General features: G+C 60.7%; 14 protein-coding genes and 6 pseudogenes. 5 read left to right on the top strand and 15 right to left on the bottom strand.

Features of this window, described 5'->3' with window-relative positions; genetic code table 11:
- Positions 1-70 precede the first annotated feature (70 nt).
- Positions 71-1045, bottom strand: coding sequence for a LysR family transcriptional regulator (locus tag OKW30_RS01180; protein WP_429345751.1), 975 nt, complete (start codon positions 1043-1045; stop codon positions 71-73).
- Positions 1046-1160: 115 nt separating this feature from the next.
- On the opposite strand from OKW30_RS01180, the pseudogene OKW30_RS01175 reads away from it, so the two are divergent.
- Positions 1161-1693, top strand: a pseudogene (locus tag OKW30_RS01175) (SDR family NAD(P)-dependent oxidoreductase); the annotation flags it as partial.
- A 271-nt stretch (positions 1694-1964) separates the two neighbouring features.
- Here OKW30_RS01175 and OKW30_RS01170 read toward each other — a convergent pair.
- The 6 genes and pseudogenes from OKW30_RS01170 to OKW30_RS01145 form a co-directional block, all read right to left on the bottom strand.
- The gene (locus tag OKW30_RS01170; RefSeq protein WP_184071894.1) at positions 1965-2225 is read right to left on the bottom strand and encodes a hypothetical protein; all 261 of its coding nucleotides are present in this window, start codon (positions 2223-2225) and stop codon (positions 1965-1967) included.
- 10 nt (positions 2226-2235) lie between these two features.
- Positions 2236-2502, bottom strand: a complete 267-nt coding sequence (locus tag OKW30_RS01165) for a hypothetical protein (protein ID WP_184071891.1) — start codon at positions 2500-2502, stop codon at positions 2236-2238.
- Entirely contained in the window at positions 2483-3001 is a 519-nt protein-coding gene (locus tag OKW30_RS01160; RefSeq protein ID WP_184071890.1) for a DUF2778 domain-containing protein, read from the bottom strand. Before OKW30_RS01160 ends, OKW30_RS01165 begins: the two co-directional genes overlap by 20 nt.
- A 12-nt stretch (positions 3002-3013) precedes the next feature.
- The gene (locus tag OKW30_RS01155; RefSeq protein ID WP_429345750.1) at positions 3014-3499 is read right to left on the bottom strand and encodes an Hcp family type VI secretion system effector; all 486 of its coding nucleotides are present in this window, start codon (positions 3497-3499) and stop codon (positions 3014-3016) included.
- 243 nt (positions 3500-3742) lie between these two features.
- Positions 3743-4000 (bottom strand): helix-turn-helix transcriptional regulator, encoded by a 258-nt coding sequence (locus OKW30_RS01150; RefSeq protein WP_184071886.1) that lies wholly within the window; start codon positions 3998-4000, stop codon positions 3743-3745.
- A pseudogene (locus OKW30_RS01145) lies at positions 3993-4316 on the bottom strand (hypothetical protein); the annotation flags it as partial. The gene OKW30_RS01150 and the pseudogene OKW30_RS01145, both read right to left, overlap by 8 nt.
- Positions 4317-4752: 436 nt before the next feature.
- Here OKW30_RS01145 and OKW30_RS01140 point away from each other — a divergent pair.
- Positions 4753-5670 (top strand): mechanosensitive ion channel family protein, encoded by a 918-nt coding sequence (locus tag OKW30_RS01140; protein ID WP_184071884.1) that lies wholly within the window; start codon positions 4753-4755, stop codon positions 5668-5670.
- A gap of 83 nt (positions 5671-5753) precedes the next feature.
- Here the strand turns inward: OKW30_RS01140 and OKW30_RS01135 are convergent, their stop codons facing one another.
- Together OKW30_RS01135 and OKW30_RS01130 are read right to left on the bottom strand one after the other, a co-directional pair.
- Entirely contained in the window at positions 5754-7703 is a 1950-nt protein-coding gene (locus tag OKW30_RS01135; protein ID WP_429345749.1) for a M48 family metallopeptidase, read from the bottom strand.
- A 51-nt stretch (positions 7704-7754) separates the two neighbouring features.
- A complete protein-coding gene (locus OKW30_RS01130; RefSeq protein ID WP_184071880.1) occupies positions 7755-8354 on the bottom strand; it encodes a LemA family protein in 600 nt (199 codons plus the stop codon).
- Between the two features lie 421 nt (positions 8355-8775).
- Here OKW30_RS01130 and OKW30_RS01125 point away from each other — a divergent pair, with 421 nt between their 5' ends.
- Positions 8776-9108, top strand: coding sequence for a hypothetical protein (locus OKW30_RS01125; RefSeq protein WP_429345748.1), 333 nt, complete (start codon positions 8776-8778; stop codon positions 9106-9108).
- Between the two features lie 103 nt (positions 9109-9211).
- On the opposite strand, the gene OKW30_RS01120 is transcribed toward OKW30_RS01125, so the two are convergent.
- Entirely contained in the window at positions 9212-9481 is a 270-nt protein-coding gene (locus OKW30_RS01120) for a hypothetical protein (protein WP_429345747.1), read from the bottom strand.
- 332 nt (positions 9482-9813) lie between these two features.
- On the opposite strand from OKW30_RS01120, the pseudogene OKW30_RS01115 reads away from it, so the two are divergent.
- Positions 9814-9969, top strand: a pseudogene (locus OKW30_RS01115) (GntR family transcriptional regulator); the annotation flags it as partial.
- On the opposite strand, the pseudogene OKW30_RS01110 reads toward OKW30_RS01115, so the two are convergent.
- Positions 9962-10216, bottom strand: a pseudogene (locus tag OKW30_RS01110) (DDE-type integrase/transposase/recombinase); the annotation flags it as partial. The pseudogenes OKW30_RS01115 and OKW30_RS01110 overlap by 8 nt on opposite strands.
- 262 nt (positions 10217-10478) lie before the next feature.
- Between OKW30_RS01110 and OKW30_RS01105 the strand changes: the two are divergent.
- Positions 10479-11546: a purine-nucleoside phosphorylase gene (locus OKW30_RS01105; protein ID WP_184044550.1), complete on the top strand. Its 1068-nt coding sequence runs from the start codon at positions 10479-10481 to the stop codon at positions 11544-11546.
- A 348-nt stretch (positions 11547-11894) separates the two neighbouring features.
- Here OKW30_RS01105 and OKW30_RS01100 read toward each other — a convergent pair whose 3' ends face one another.
- From OKW30_RS01100 to OKW30_RS01085, 4 genes and pseudogenes are all read right to left on the bottom strand, one after another.
- Positions 11895-12431 (bottom strand): nucleoside deaminase, encoded by a 537-nt coding sequence (locus OKW30_RS01100; RefSeq protein ID WP_184058649.1) that lies wholly within the window; start codon positions 12429-12431, stop codon positions 11895-11897.
- 26 nt (positions 12432-12457) lie between these two features.
- Positions 12458-13570 (bottom strand): BMP family ABC transporter substrate-binding protein, encoded by a 1113-nt coding sequence (locus tag OKW30_RS01095; RefSeq protein ID WP_184033114.1) that lies wholly within the window; start codon positions 13568-13570, stop codon positions 12458-12460.
- Between the two features lie 282 nt (positions 13571-13852).
- Positions 13853-14322: pseudogene (locus OKW30_RS01090) on the bottom strand (IS6 family transposase); the annotation flags it as partial.
- A gap of 1105 nt (positions 14323-15427) precedes the next feature.
- Positions 15428-16129 (bottom strand): annotated as a pseudogene (locus OKW30_RS01085) (winged helix-turn-helix domain-containing protein); the annotation flags it as partial.
- Between the last annotated feature and the right edge of the window lie 372 nt (positions 16130-16501).

Raw genomic sequence — 16501 nt, 5'->3', positions numbered from 1 at the left:
GCTACGAAGCCTTGTCTGCGTTTGGCGCATGAATTACCACGGCTGGCTACGCTTGCCGCAACAGACACCCCTACGCGGCACTTCGTCTGCTCCTGGCGCGGCCGCTTCTGCTCGTCGAAGTAACCAACTCCTCTGCTGTGAGGAAAAATTGACTGTTGTCCGCGAGGCGCGCAACGATGAAGTCGATGAAGGTTCTTACGCGGAGCGGTTGTTCCGTCCGGCGACGGTAGTAGACGTAAATCGACTCGCGCTGGGTCAAATGCTGAGTGAGCAAAGGCACGAGCCGTCCAGCCCGGATGTGTGAGACGGCCGAGAAGCTTCCAAGCTGCCCAATTGCCACGCCGGCCAGTACCGCTTCGGTTTCAGCGTCGATATCGTTCGAACAAACCGAAGCAACCATCTCCCGATACACAATCTCCCCGCCCACCATAAATTCCCACGGCGCCTGCTTGCCGGTGTTCGCACGCCGGTATCCAGAACAACGATGCGCATCGAGCTCGTCCACGGTTTTCGGCGTGCCGTACCGTTCGAGATAGGCTGGCGATGCGCATACGATCAACTGAATCGGTAGCAGTCGCCTGGCAATCGCCCCCTCGGAAGGCGGGGACCCGCCGCGCAAGCCGACGTCGGCGCGATCGCTGACGAGGTCCGTGAAATGATCGTCGAAGCGAATATCGATCTGCACGTCAGGGTATAGCGCCGCAAACTCAAGGATCGATGGCCAGAGTGCAGTTCGCCCGAGCGCCGTCGGAGCGCTTATCCGTAGGGGCCCCGCAACTTCTTCCCCTGAACGGCGAGCATCGTCAATCGCGGACGACAACATAGCGAGCGCTGGCTCGACACCTTGCAATAGTCTTTGCCCCTCTTCGGTCAGGCTCAACTTTCGCGTTGTCCGATGAAACAGCCGGACGCCAAGCGACTTTTCGAGCTGCATGACCGCGTGGCTCGCGGCCTGCGGCGAGATGCCCAGGTCTGCGGCTGCCCGACGGAAGCTGCCGAGCGTTGCTGCACGGACGAACACCGAAATCGCCCGGACCTCGTTCATGGCTGACTCCATTCGCAAATATTGGTTGATTATGAGTCTAGCATTCGGTGCCTGGTAGCTGTTAATCGCGCGCCCTATGCTTCTCTTCACATTCACCACGAAACGGGAGCAAATCATGAGCAACGCTACGCAGCACCGGTTCAAGCGCGTCTGGTTCGTGACGGGTGCCTCACGCGGGTTAGGCGCACTGATCGCACAAGCGGCCCTGGCGAACGGAAATGCAGTGGTTGCGGCGGGACGCAACGTTCGGGCGATCATTGAGCGTCTCGGCGAATCATCTGCGCTGTTGCCGGTCGCGCTCGACGTAACTGACGAGGAGCAGGCCAAAAGAGCCGCGCAGGCAGCTTTGGCAAAGTTTGGCAGGATCGACGTGTTGGTCAACAACGCCGGCTTCGGACTGCTCGCAGCCGTAGAGGAATCGGCCGACGCAGACGTGCGTCGCAGGTACGACACCAACGTTTTTGGACTGCTCAATGTCACGCGTGCGGTGCTGCCAGTGATGCGGGGACAGCCGCCGATCGAGGACACGTTGATCACATGGCCGGAGCGTATCGCTCGGCGGCGGGATTCGGGGTGTATTGCTCGACGAAATTCGCCGTCGAAGGCATTACGGAAGCGCTCCACGCGGAGTTGAAGCCACTCGGCATTTGAAAAATTGCGCTGAGCACCGCCGATGGTCGATACGATGAGCGAGATCAGGACGAGTTCCACCAGAATCGCGGATATCATCGGGATCATCGAAGGGATCGCCTTCCAGACCAAAATTCGCGCGCGCCGCGCAAAGCCTTGTCCCGCCTGTCTCTGAGCAAACGCGCACTTTCTGACCCACCAGTTAACCCCCGCAACGCGATCATCACGCGCCGGACTGGACGGGACCGCGCAGGAATGAATTCGGCCTGATCGCCGCTCATCGACCCTGTTAGTTTTTGCGTTGATAGCGCCCCCATAGCCTCATGATCACCGCGTAGGCGAGCACTGCCACGATCAGTTCGATAGACAGCCACACCACGAAATACAAATCGCCGGGATCTTCAATACCGAGCCAATCCGAAGCACGCCACCACGCACGCGCTTCGCTTGCTGTCCACTTATTGGATAGCGGGATATAACGAACGGAAATAAGAAACAACCCGATAAACAGCGCGACCTTGAACAGCCTGCGGACAAGTGCGCTCGTCACTCGCTATTTCTCAACGTTGCCTTTTGCCGCGACAGTGCCGCCATAGCCTCATGATCACCACATAGGCAAGCGTCGCCACAAGCAGATCAGCCAGCAGCATGACCGGGATGTATAAATCATCCGGGTCGCGAATGCCAAGCCGATTTGCAGCGTGTAACCACGCAAGCGCCTGCCTTTCCGGCATCGGTATAGGGTATGTGTGGACGTAGGGCACGGAAAGGCAAAACAGGCCGACAAATAGCGCCACCTTGAACAGCCTACGGACAAGTGTTGCCATACGTGATGACCTCAATTGTTCCGTAGGCGCGAAGCCCCGAATTGCCGGCAGGAATGGTCATGGTGTGCAGCAGCGCGTTACGGATTCTCAGAAAATCCGTGCGGCTCGGAAGCGTAATACAGCCGAGTGAAATACCTTCGCCACCTGCCGGATGCAACCGGAATTGTCCGCGCTTGACACCATTAATCCATGTCACGTCGTCAATGAGTCCATCATCCCGATACAGTGCGAACCATTCGCGATGATGTACCGCACTCCCAATCGCTGAATTAACTGTGTCCTTTATCGAAGCCCAAGCTTGAGACCCGATACCGCCAGTGGGCCGGTCTACGATCCAGTATTTTCCGGCAGGGATCGGACCGTTACTTGGCACAGCCGTGCAGCCACCGCGATTGCGGTATTGATCGTTTCCAGAATACGCGTCGAACGTGCCGACACCGAAAATTGTGAGCGGTGAAAACTGCTCGTTGTTCACCAAAAACTTACCCTGATAGGCCATTGTCACTCCCGCTTATCCGCGCTCATTCCACGAATCGGTGTATTTGATATTGCCATCAAGGTAATGCCACGTGATGCGGTCGTACATCATGGAGACCGCTTCAACGTGATTGAGTGCGGATGCCTGCGCCAGCCTGGTATTAGCCATGCCGGGGTTGATGCCACGCACCTTCACACCTTCGATCGTCATCACGAAATAGACTTCCTCTTTGCCTGCATCGTTGATGCGATACCACTTTATCTCAGCAGACTGCAGCGTTTGCCCCTTCGCCACGGCCTTGTAAAGATAAGGCGTCGCCGCATCGAACTCCTTTTCGAACGCAATCGGCGAGTGCGCACGCGCGCCGGTGATCTTGCCGTTAGCCGCATCAACCGGCAGATTCACGCCGTGGCTGAAGCCGATAATTTCAATACTTCCCTCGCGATCCTGAACGGTTGACGAGCCTTTGATGTCTGCGCCGCCATCATCTTTCAGCCACATATGGGCAGGAATTGGCATCTTGAATTTTTCCTTGAATGGTTAAATGAGCGCTGCATGGTTACGACCTCATTTTTAATAAGGTATGCGCTACGAACGGACAATTTTTTACCCGGCTACGCAAGCATTTGCAACGGGGATGCTATGCACTATCAATACTTTGACGTGATTTAACAAACATCGGAAGTGTGACTGCGATCTGATCGAGCGCAGCGCGCAGGCAAAAAAAACCCGCGCGATGCGGGTCGGGTGGATGTCCTGCGATCAGGTCTCGGATCGCTGGCGCTTCGCCTTCCTTGGCGGCTTTATCTGCGCCTTGCCTGAGTCCGGGTTGTGCTGCAATGTGCCTGCCGCACAATCTGCGATCCATTGATTGACCTCGCTTTCACGCCAGCGCACCGCCGCCACGCCGACCTTGATGGGTTTGGGGAACTTGCCTTGCGCGATCTTCAGATAGATCGTCGATCCGGTCAGGCCAATACGCTGCTCGACCTCGGCGCGGCATAGCAGGCGCTCATTCATGCGCTGCGTGACCTCTTATCGCCGCGAGCCACCGGAAGGGTTGCCAGACCACGGCGATGCCCGCGCCACGAAAGAGTATGGCCTGGCCGAGCTCGACGAAATGCGTGGTGGGCGCGGCGAGCATGACGTTCTGGGCGAACTGCGGCATGCTGCGCTCAAGCGTGGCCATGAAAATGCCCATCGAAGTGGTGGCGAACAGGTGCAGCGCCGCGCCAGCGAGAAAGAGCGCGACCGATCCTTCAATCGGTACGTGCAGCGCGCCGCGCACGATGAAGGTGAGCGAGAGCGCCGCTGCGGCGACGGCGGCTCGTCCGACACGCGTGTGGCCGCGACGCAGCCGACCTATCGGAAGCATGCGAGTGAAAACCAATGCGCTCAATGAGTTGAGCGAGTCATGAGCCTGTTGTCCACAGGCTTGTGCCCAGTTTCTGTGGGTATCTTGAGTGGTTATCGAAACGCCTGCAGAGAAGGTCGAACGGGGCGTGAGGACATCGTTTCCGTCTCCTCGAAGTCACGCCGGCGGGGCCGTTCACGGAACTCGGGGCGGGCAGCCGCTAGCCCGGGCGGCTGCCGTTACGACAGAAGCGATCTGGATAACAGCTCGGAAAAAACACGCAGCTTTAACCGCTGACAATGCCCAAAACGGAAGTTATCTGGTTAAATTCCCGGAAGCCAGTCGAGTTCGTCCACATATACCGTCGATGCGCGCGCGGCAATCTACCCGCTGTCCAATATAGGGATCGTCAAGACACATGGAGAATCTTCTCGTCGAAATCAGTTCGGACAGATGGGCCTTCCTGCTGGATATGCTCACCGCGTTCTCGATTCGTCTGGGCGCCGCTGCGGGCATACTGGTGATCGGATGGTGGGTCGCGCGCCGCGCTTCGATGTCGCTGAGCCGGCTCCTTGCGCGTCAATCACGCATGGACGCCACGCTGCGACCGATCCTCTGCGACATCGGCCTGTGGGGCATTCGCATTGTCGCGATCGTCGGTGCGCTGTCGCAGTTAGGCATCCAGACGGCCAGCATCATTGCCGTGCTTGGCGCAGCCGGTCTTGCGGTCGGACTCGCGCTGCAAGGCACGATGCAGAACATCGCGGCCGGCATCATGCTGCTAGTGTTGCGGCCGTTCAAGGTCGGCGACTATATCGAGGGCGGAGCCGGCAGTGTCGCGGGCACGGTCGACGAAGTCAATCTGTTCACGACGCGTCTCACCAAACCCGACGGCATCTGCGAATACGTGCCGAACAGCGCGTTGTGGAGCAATTCGATCCGCAACTTCAGCCGTAATCCGATGCGCCGGCTCGATCTCGAAGTGGAGATCTCGATCGGTGACGATGTGGATCGCGCGCTTGAGGCGCTGCGCACGCTCGCCGCCGCCGACCCGCGTGCGCTCCGCGATCCCGCGCCGCAGGTGATGGTCATCCGCTTCGACGACAGCACGGCGGTGCTGAATATCCGCGTCTGGTCGAACACGGACATGTTCTGGACCATGCGCTGGGAACTCGCGCGCCGGGTGCGTCAAACACTGACCGACGCGCAATGTTCGCTGCCGTTGCGCACCCGTGAATTGCACATCGTGCCGAGCGCGACGGCCGCGTCGGTCACCGGCGCAGCCGCCGGTCAGGCAGGGTCATCCGCGATCAGAAAACCGGAGCAGGGGGCGTAACCCCCGGTTCTTCGATCCCGCGGCATAGCGATCGCAGTTGTTCTGCGTTCCTTGCCGCGACAAAACCCTGCATGCAATGTCGTTCATCGTCTGTCCGATTCGCTCGCGACGAGCGGCGGTAGCGGGCAGTCGAGCGTGTCGCAAACGGCGCGGAGCAGCTCCGCTTCACGGACGGTGACCTGCTGGTTCGCCACGATGCAGCCCGCGCAGGCGGCGACAATCCGCTGCTTGATGGCCGGGATGGATTGATCGAGCGTTTGCAGGGCCGCGTCGAACCCGGCGAGGGTGCATTTCTCGCGGGGCGGCAAGCGGTGGGTGTGGTCGCCGCCAATGTAGCCGCGCATGCCGGTATCGAAAGCCCGGGCGGCCTGGTCGGGTTCCGGCTGGCCTTCCCAGGCCAACAGCGCTAACACCGTCGCCACCGGCTGCGCCAGTTTTTGCGGCGAACTGTGCATTGGACGCGTCTGACGCTGCAGCAGGAACTGGGCGTCGAGATGGCGATGCAGCACACAGCGGAGCGTGTACTCGAACAGGCTCAGCCGCTGGTCGGCGATCACCAGCATCTCGACCTGGGCGCGGAAAGCCCGGTGCTGGCGCGGCGACATCTGCCGCAGGGCTGGCAAGGTCAGGTCCAGCAGCGGCAACCGATGCGTGTCCGGCAGTACCTGGACAGGGACAACCAGCCGCAAGGCTTCCGCGAAGTCCTGGGGCTCAGCGTCGGCCTTCAGCTGGGTCAGCTGGAGTTCCCGCAGGTCCGCCCGCGGGTCCATGAGAAGAGCATAGACCAGGGCGCGAGCACTGAACGGCTCCTGTGCGGCGACCCGGAGCACCCCGGGCATGCTGTCGTGCAGCTCGTGGGCGTAGTCAATCACTTGTGGATCAATGTGGCCGACGCGGGACGCCGCATCGGCGGCGAAGCCCAAGACCGACATAGGTACCTGCGGGAGCCCCGGTAACGTGGGAACCCCGGCGAACGGCGGGACGCGGCTGGGGCGGGTGCCCTTGAGTTGTTCCCGATCGACATCGACCGGTCGCACCTCCGGGAACTGGCCGTCGAACGGGGGATTGAGCCGGCGGATGCGCTCGACGAGGGGCGGGTGGGTGGCCAGCAGTCCGGCGAGCCCCTCGCCGGCGAAGGCGTTGGCGAAAAACATGTGAGCAGCCTCGGCGGCCCGGGGGGTGTCGATGCGCGACCCCTCGGCCAGCCCGCCGATCTTCTTGAGCGCCCCGCCAATCCCGTCGGGGTTGCGCGTGAATTGGACGGCGCTAGCGTCGGCCAGGTACTCGCGCTGCCGGGACACCGCTGCCATGATCAGCCGACCGAAGAACGCTCCCACCAGTCCCAGCACAAACACGCCCAGTCCCAGAAGCACCATGCCGCCGCGGGAATCCTGTCTTCCCGACGAGCGTCCGCGGGACGCGAACATGAGGCTGCGGCCGATGATGGACAACGCCATGATCCCAAAGATCAGGCCGATCAGCCGGATGTTGAGCCGCATGTCGCCGTTGAGGATATGGCTGAACTCGTGCGCCACCACGCCCTGCAGCTCGTCACGGGTCAAGTAGTCGAGGCAGCCCTGGGAGACGGCGACCACAGCATCGCCCGGGGCGTAGCCGGCCGCGAAGGCATTGATGCCGGTCTCCGGCAGAACATATACGGGGGGCACCGGCACTCCCGCAGCGAGGGCCATCTCCTCGACGACGTTGAGCAGCCGCTTCTGCCGCGCGTCGGTGGTCGTGCCGGGCACCTCCTTACCGCCCAACATCAAGGCGACCGCCTGCCCGCCAGAAGCGAGCTGGGCCACCTTGAGCGCGCTGGCACCGCCGACCAGGATGCCCACCGCCGGCGCCGCGAGCAGGAGCATGTCAGGTTGCCACCAAGACACTGGCTCGTGAGCGCCATACATGCTGAGCGCCACCAACAGACCGTACACGAGGGCGATCAGAATCAGGATCGCGAGGACGAAATAGACCACCAGCTGGAAGGTCTTGCGCCGTGCCGAATCCTGCTGCTGAAAGAAATTGGTGGCCATGGTCGGCGCGGTTTTGAGAGCGTGAAGCGCACGGAATGTGGCGGTTCCGGGTTACCGGAACGACACCTTGGGCGCTGCGCGCTCGGCCTCTGTGGTTTCGAGCAGTGACGCTTCCTTGAAACCAAACATGCCGGCCACCATGACGGCTGGGAAGACCTCGCGCCGGTTGTTGTAGTCGGTGGCGGCGTCGTTGAAGGCTTGCCTGGCGAAGCCGATCTTGTTCTCGGTCGAGCTCAGTTCCTCCTGCAGGGCGAGCATGTTCTGGTTGGCCTTGAGGTCCGGGTACGCTTCAGATAGCGCAAAGAGCCGGCCCAGAACGCCGCCGAGCTGGGCCTCGGCCTCGTTAAACCCCCTGATGGCCGCCGGGTCGCTGGGGTTGGCGGCGACTTTCTGCTCGGCTGCCATCGCGCTGTTGCGGGCCTTGATGACGGCGTCGAGCGTCTCCCTCTCGTGAGCCATGTAGCCCTTGACCGCTTCGACCAGGTTCGGAATCAGCTCGTAGCGGCGTTTGAGCTGCACGTCGATTTGGGCGAAGGCGTTCGCGAAGCGGTTCCGGGCGACCACTAGCCCGTTGTAGATGCCCATGAGGCGGAGCGCGAGCAGTAGCCCGACGCCCAGCAGCACGAGCAGGGTGACGACGACGGGACTCATTGGCTGTGACCTCCGACGAGAGGACTGCTGGTTTGGACCATCGCGCGACTATGGAAACAGAATAAGTGAAATGACATTTAATTCAATCAATTCGTCAAACTGTTATAAGACAAAGGGTGCGAATTAAGCGTGCTCCATCAATTCCTTTCATTCCAGATCTTGACTTCTATCCCGCGACAAAGATAGGGGCTGACCTGGTTACGGCCTGACTGGCTTCCCACACGAAGGCGGCGTGTGCCCGTCTCCAGCACGATCACGGTGGCAAGCGTTTGTCCAATGCCGGGTACTGGAGTAAAGAGGGCGCAGTCCGCGTGTGTGCGACGTTTTCCCGAAGACGCTTTTCCACGATGGCGATCCGTGCGGAGAGCGTCGTAATGACCGCGACGTTCGCGCGGACCGCGAGCGCAACGTCGTCGGCGAGATGCAACTGGTCGACAGGCGCTTCCACCCCCGCGGCGCCGAGGCTCTTGCCGAACAGAACGAGCGGGAGTCGACGCTCGCAATGGAAAGGCAGCGCGGGATCGTGCACGTCATTGTCGATGCGCCGGAGCTCGCGATCGTGCGGCTGCATGGCCGCAACGCGGAGACTTGGAGCGGCGCAGACTCGGCCGCCGACCGGTTCAACCAGGCGTACTCCGAGGACGATCTGCGCGCGCGCGCGCCGGAAATCGAGGCAGTAGCGAAGAACGTCGGGCGCACGCATGTCTTGTCAATAACTGCTATCGGGATGTCGCTCGGCGCAACGTGGGAATGATGATGCGGCTGCTCAACGCCGAACGGTAGGGGCTCGGAAGGCGCAGTTCGGCCGGGAGTTGCCGTTCGCGCAACACACAAAAGTCGTCATTCCGACGGCTGGTTCACCTGGCGGATTGCTGTCGGTGGCGGGAGCCTCCCGAGGGGCAGCTGGCCAGCAATGCAGAGCAGCGCTCGCGCAGGAAGGCATTCAACGCGCTGATCGTCGGTGTCAGTTGCGCACGGTGAGCACAAATCAAGTGCAGCGGCGAAGGCTCGCAATACGCCGGCGGAAACAACTCCACCAGTCGACCTGCCTTCAGATCGTCGATGAGGTCCAGTCGCGACTTGTAGACAAGGCCTTCCCCGGCTATCCGCCCAGCGACGAACTGCATCGGCATCGTCGCTGATGCGATTACCCGTGACTGCCACTGTGCGTTCGCCGCCAGGCGGGGTAAAGCGCCAGATCCGAGACCCTGACCTGGTGGATACCCTGAATCGGCGACATTTTCAGAAATTGCGCTTGCGCCAAAATTCGACTTCCCGCATCTTGTCTAGACAAGATGAAACCGCGATTGGCGCGCTACCGGGGCGGTCGGTACTTGAGGCTGGCGTCGCGCGGCGCCGCGCAAATCGTTCACGGTGCAACCAGGACAGTCATGACTGAGGCGGCGCGGGCGGGTGGAGAGGCGAAGCGGTTGAAGCTGCAGCGCCAGCATACGAACAGATAAAGCGCTATGTAATCGAGCGCATAGCCGATGGCACCTGGAAGCCTGGAGACGCAATCCCTTCGGAAACCGAGTTGGTCAAGGAGTCCGGAGTCGCACGCATGACCGTTTCGCGCGTGTTGCGCGAGTTGAGCGCACAACGTGTGCTCACGCGGCGGTATCTTTGAGGCCGAGCTTCGCCAGGTTGAATTGGCCTTTGCGAATGCGATGCGTCAACTCAATGCCTGCAAGAGTGATCGCGGCGTTCCTGAAACGGTTGAAGCCGAGCATGACATTCGTCCGCGACTTGATGTGGCGGTGGTCCTGCTCGACGTCGGCCTTCATCTCCCGCACAGCACGGTGTGAGGCGGCATAGCCATCGAGCGTGATGGTCTTTGGCGGCTTGCCCTGATGTTTGGTTGCCAACACTTTAATCGATTCACCTTCACTATTTGCGCCAGAACCAGTGGCTGTACATTGTGTCCGCCGTTGCCGTTTCGTCCGCATCAAAATTCGCCGCCGCCTGGCAATACAGATTTTTCTCTGCTTATACTCACTGTCACCTGAACGGCTCACGCCCAGGTCCCACGCTGCACGCCGACAAAAAACCACGACGTCAGTCGACAACACGGCACGCGACTCACGTTTCGCAACCGCAGTTCTTACATATCAGGTGGGACCTCTTATGCTAAATCGTGCTTTTGGTGCAGCGATTTCATCGTTGCTCGTGGCAGGCGCGGCAGTTGCACCGGCCATCGCGCATGCCGACGACAGCTTCGCGCAGGACGACGGCGCGTCGCATGGCCGGCCGGTCAAGGTGATGATCATTTCGATGTTCGGTCCGGAAGGCCAGGTGTGGCTCGATCATCTCGGCCCGTGGCAGGACATCACCGTCGCGGGCCTGTCTCCTGACTACCCTGCCGTACACTGCAATCGCAAGGAGGTCTGCGTGATGACGACGGGCATGGGGCACGCGAATGCCGCCGCGTCGATCATGGCGCTGACGTTCTCGCCGCGTTTCGACTTGCGTCATACGTACTTCATGGTGGCGGGCATCGCTGGTATTGATCCGCTTCAGGGCACCGTCGGTTCCGCTGCGTGGGCGAACTGGCTCGTCGACTTCGGGATTCAATGGGAAATCGACGGACGCGAAATTCCGCCGGGCTGGAATACCGGCTATCTCGGCATCAACACGACGGGCCCGACGCAGAAGCCGCCGCTCGACTATCGCACCGAAGTGTTCCAGCTCAATCCGGCGCTTTCGAACGCGGCATTCGCGCTGTCGCGCAACGTGACGCTGACCGACGACGCACAGGCGCAGGCTGCCCGCGCCAAATACAACTATGCGCCCGCGAACCGTCCGCCGACCGTGATCCAGTGCGACACGCTGGCGGGCGATACCTGGTGGTCGGGCACCGATCTCGGCGAGCGCGCGCGGCAATGGACGAAGATCCTGACCGACGGCAAGGGCACCTATTGCACGACGCAGCAGGAAGACAACGCCACCTTCGAGGCGCTGACGCGCGCGGCGACCGTGCATCGCGTTGACCTGAACCGTGTCGCGGTGCTGCGCGCTGGCTCGGACTTCGACCGGCCGTACGCGGGCCAGTCGAGTGCGGACAATCTGCTCAACTACTCGTCGCAGGGGGGCTTCACGATCGCGATCGACAATCTGTTCCTCACGGGCAATCCGCTCGTGCAGGACATCGTCACGCATTGGGGCGAGTGGCGCGACGGCGTACCGCAGCGGTAGCGCGTTTGCGGCGTGGTGGAGGGTACCGCGTGCCGGTCTGCACAGCGCTCGTGTCCACCGTTGTCGTCAGTTGCCGCGGCGCGAGCGGTGGCCGCGCCTACGCCAACGCAGACCGGTGGTGTGCTCGGCACCGGCATGCGACCTCACGGGATCTGACCGCGCCATCTCAGCATTTGTGCTCCTACCTCAGCGTGGAGGTACGTTCGGGTGGTCTGATCCGGCGAACGGCCGCAACTGCGCAAGGCCCGAACTGAGCCCTGCGGGCGCGCTGGCTGCGGCGGCCGCTGCGCGGGCGGTGGCGGCTCCGCGCGCGGCATGATGCGAACATAAGGCCGCGATGCGCCATGCTCATCGGCGTCCCCAGAACCTGCGCTGCACCTGCATCACTTCTTCCTCGACCTCGGCCACGGGCCCGACCAGTTCAATGCGCTTCTGGCAATGGTCGAAGACATACCGCGACGACACACTCATCGTGGGATTCTCTGCATGATTGCCCGTGGCTTGCAGCAGGCGCTCTTCCGTCATTGCAAAAACCACCCGCCCAATGTTGGCCCAATATGCCGTGCCTGCGCACATGCAACATGGCTCAACCGTCGTATAGAGCGTGCAACCCCACAAGAATTGCGGCGTAAAGTTGAGCGCGGCGATACGCGCGAGCACCGCTTCCGCATGATTGACGGAATCGACATTGCCCTGTTCTATTAGAACCGACTCCTGATCAGGCCCGACGAGTATGGCGCCAAACGGGTGACGGCCCAACAGCATCGCACGTTCTGCGATGACGCTTGCATGACGCAGATGGCGGACGATCTGCTCGCGTGTCGGCGCGAGCCCCTGCTCAGGGAACGCCGACGCGTTCTGTTTCGGGGAAATGACAAGGCTCAAAGTGTGTCTCCTCCAGGTTGGCTGGGTTACTTCGGCAACGTGCCCTCGACCCCCTGCACGAACCAGTTGAGCCGCAGCAACTCGGCGTCGGGCAGCGACGTGCCGGCTGCCACCTTGATCGCGCCATTCTGATCCCTGATCGGTCCGGAGAACGGATCGAATCTGCCAGCGATAATGTCGTCGCGCTTTTGCGCCAGCGCCTTTTGCGCGGCAGGCGATACGGCTGCAGTGTTGATGTCAGCGAGGTCGATTGCTTTTTCCTTGAGACCCCACCACGTCGGCGCGTTGGTCCACGTGCCGGATTGCACCTGTTCGATCAGGTGAGAGTAGTAGACGCCCCAGTAGCTCACGCATGCGCCCAGTTGGGCATTCGGGCCGAACTTCTTCATGTCCGAGTCCCAACCGAACGCGTGCACATTCTTCTGCTCGGCAGTCTGCATTGTCGCCGTCGAATCGGTGTTCTGGATCAGCACGTCGGCTCCCTGGCCAATCAGCGTTTCGGCCGCCTGTTTCTCCTTGCCTGGATCGAACCAGCTATTGATCCATATGACCTTTACCTTCGCATTCGGATTGATCGAACGCGCACCCATTGTGAAAGCGTTAATGTTGCGCACCACTTCCGGGACCGGCACCGAGGCGACGAAGCCGAGCGTATTCGTCTTCGTCGTATAGCCGGCGACGAGCCCAGCCAGATAGGCGCTCTGGTACGTGCGCACGTCATAGGTCGCAAAGTTCGTGGCCTTCTTGTATCCGGTCGCATGCTCGAAGACGACGTCGGGATAATCCTTTGCAGTCTTCAGTTCGAAGTCCTGGAATCCGAAGCTCGAGCCCACGATAATCTTGTTGCCCTTGTTCGCGAGGTCGCGAAACACGCGCTCCGAGTCAGCGGATTCGGGTACGTTCTCGACGCGCGTGACCTTGATCTTGTCACCGAACCTCGCTTCGATCGCCTTCACACCCTGTTCGTGTGCGTAGGTCCAGCCAGCGTCACCGGGGTTGCCGAGGTAGACGAACGCGACGCCCATCGGCACCGCGGCGGTGGCAGTGGGGCTCAACGCGACATAGATGCCAAGCGCGGCTAAAAGCGTAACCGCAGGGCGCAGTGAGCGCACCACCGCGCGAGCGAAGTTTGTTCTCATGGAGTCTCCGAAGATGGGGAACTGGAAGGAGACGACGCCAGTCGTCCAGACGACTGGCTGCGTCGCGTCAGCGATGATGGTGAGTCAATATCAAGGCCGAAATATTGATTCGTTATGTGTTGTATAACGGAATGGATATGAAGCCATTGGGAAATTGGCCTGCGGATCGCGGAGTTCGAATAGGAGACCGCGCCAAAGCAGGGGCACTACGCGGCGGTATGGCGAGGGTTCTGGTGCAAATAGACGGTCTTGAAGAGATGGTTCCTATAGAAAAGATTTCTTATCGGCCTTCATCTCCCGCACAGCACGGTGTGAGGCGGCATAGCCATCGAGCGTGATGGTCTTTGGCGGCTTGCCCTGATGTTTTTTTGGTTGCCTCGCTGAAAAAGGCTTTGGCCGCCTTCACGTCACGTTTGGCCCTGAGCAGGAAGTCAACCGTCTGACCCGCCCGATCCACCGCCCGATAAAGATAGACCCATTTGCCGCGGATTTTCAGGTAAGTCTCGTCGGCACGCCATGACGCGCCCGCTGGCGCGCCGAAACGGTTCCAGCGCTTGACGAACTCCGGCGTGTAACGCTTCACCCAACGCAGGATCGTCGTGTGGGCCAGCGACAGGCCACGCTCGGCCATCATCTCGACAAGATCACGCAGGCTGAGCTTGTAGCGCAGATACCAGCGCACGCACAGAATGATCGTCGCGGTTGAAGTGGCGGCCTGAGAACAGTTCGTCCATACTCTTGAGCTTGCTCATTGTCGGATGATGAGATCGGGTCGGGGGGCAACGCTTTAACCGATTCGCCTTCACTATTTGCACCAGAACCGTCGCCTGTATCGCCAGCAAGAGCCAGCACTTCCGTCCACGATTGTGCCGACTTTGACACGGGCCCCTGAGCATAGACCAATGCCGAGGCGAGAGTGGCACGTACGCGCATTTCGGTGTCTGAGTCCACCGAGGCAAGGGGCAGTTCTTCAAGCGCATCGATGGCCTGCTCGGCACGCGTGCAGCATTCGTGAATCAGGCCCGCATCGAGCAGCGCCTCTGTGAGACCTGCCGCGAGCTCGACTCCAATCCGCGTATCGCCATGCTGCGAGAACGCCCAATCGAAAGCGCTGCGTGCATCATCCAGCGACTGCCGGAAATCGATCTCCAGGTCCAATTGTTCAGCGACACTGTCAGCCAGACACGGTCGCAAGCAATGGGAGACATAGCGTGCATGGCGCGCCGCGATCAGCTTCTGCTCGCCTTCCGCATGCAGCTTCTCCAGCGCATAGGCACGTGCCGAATCGGAAAGGCGATACCTGCTTACCGGCCCCTTCAGCTCAATGTTGACGAGCGATTTCGCCACCAGATCGCCGATGTCGCCGATCGCGTCCGCCACAGCGTATTTCTCGTCGCACACCACCGCGCACATCGCATCGAACGTAAAGCCGCCGCTGAATACCGCGAGGCGCCTGAACAGTAACTGATGGCATGGATTCAGTATGGAGAAACTCCAGTCGAACGTCGCACGTAAGGTTTGATGGCGTGGTAGAGCGGTCCGGTAGCCGCCCGTCAGCAAACTGAAACGGTCGTGCAGATAGCGATGAACACCCTCAACGCCGAGGCCGGCGACGCGCGCCGCTGCCAGTTCGATCGCCAAAGGAATGCCGTCCAGCCGGCGGCAGATCTCGCCGATGAGATGAATTTTCTCGCAGCCGGCGTATGCATACCGTTGGATTGAATTGACGCGCAGCAAAAACAACTTTACCGCTGGAAACTGGACGATCTCCGTATGGGTTGAATGCGAAGGCGGCACGTCGAGTGGCTCGACCCGGTACACCGTCTCTTGCATCAGGCGAAGCGGTTCACGACTCGTTACCATCACACGCAGAATTTCGCTTGCCGCTACGAGTGCGTCGACGATCCGCGCGACGGCGTCGATCACATGCTCGGCGTTATCCAGCACGAGGAGCAGACGTTTGCCGGAAACCGCCGCAGCCAGTTGCGCAATGTCGACTGCAGCATCGAGCGTGGACAGCCCGCATGCTTCGGCGACCTCGCATAGGACCGCATCTTCGGTTGTTGCCGTGGCAAGTTCGACAAAACACACAGCGCGGGAAGAATCGTTCGATGCCTGCCGTGCTACCGCTATAGCCAGGCTCGTCTTCCCTATACCGCCGGCTCCAGTGAGCGTCAATAGCTGCGTAGTCTGGAGCAACATGCTGATCTGCCGAACGGCTGCGTCGCGGCCTGTGAGCCGGGTTTCGCGTAGCGGCAGGCTACGTCTGAAGGCTCGGGACTCGACCGCAGGAGCCCGGTTCTCAACGGGTCGTTGTCGCAACTGATACCCGCGACCAGGGATCGTGACAATCAGGTTGCGATCCTCACCAAGTATTTTGCGTAACGCGGACAGATGGACCTGGATATTGTTTTCTTCGACGACGGTTTTCGGCCAGACACTATCCAACAATTCGTCTTTCGTAACGAGTCGTCCAGCGGCCGACACGAGCACGGCAAGAATATCGAAGGCGCGAGATCCGACAGGTACGAGCGTGCCGCTTTGGTGCAGCGTCCGCATCTCCAAATCGATCTGAAACCGGCCCAGGTCGATCATGCTGGTGCCGTGATTCGCGGGTCGCTCGGTAACCGTCATGTTTGTGCTCGCATTGATCGAGGGGAGTTGCGCGCCGGCTTATGCCGATGTCAGTCGCATTCCGGCTAAGCAGAGTAGTTGCCCGCCTGGTCTGCGCAAGCCTGAACGTCGCGGCGTATGTCTCCAGAAACAGCCTGTTTGATTTATCAAATCTCCGTGACATTGGAGAAAGTTTTGTCTCACCAGACTCGACAGCGCGCCTGCGCCCTCCGGCGGCTGTATTCCCTCGCGAAGGAATTGAGGATTCTGACGGACCGAGTCTGCCAGCTTTACTTTTGTTCACAAACCGGTCTATAA

It is taken from the genome of Paraburkholderia sp. Clong3 (assembly GCF_050436485.1).
Taxonomy (GTDB): Bacteria; Pseudomonadota; Gammaproteobacteria; order Burkholderiales; family Burkholderiaceae; genus Paraburkholderia; species Paraburkholderia tuberum.
The sequence above is the reverse complement of the archived record's forward strand: the minus strand, read 5'-3'. Positions and strand labels throughout refer to the sequence as shown.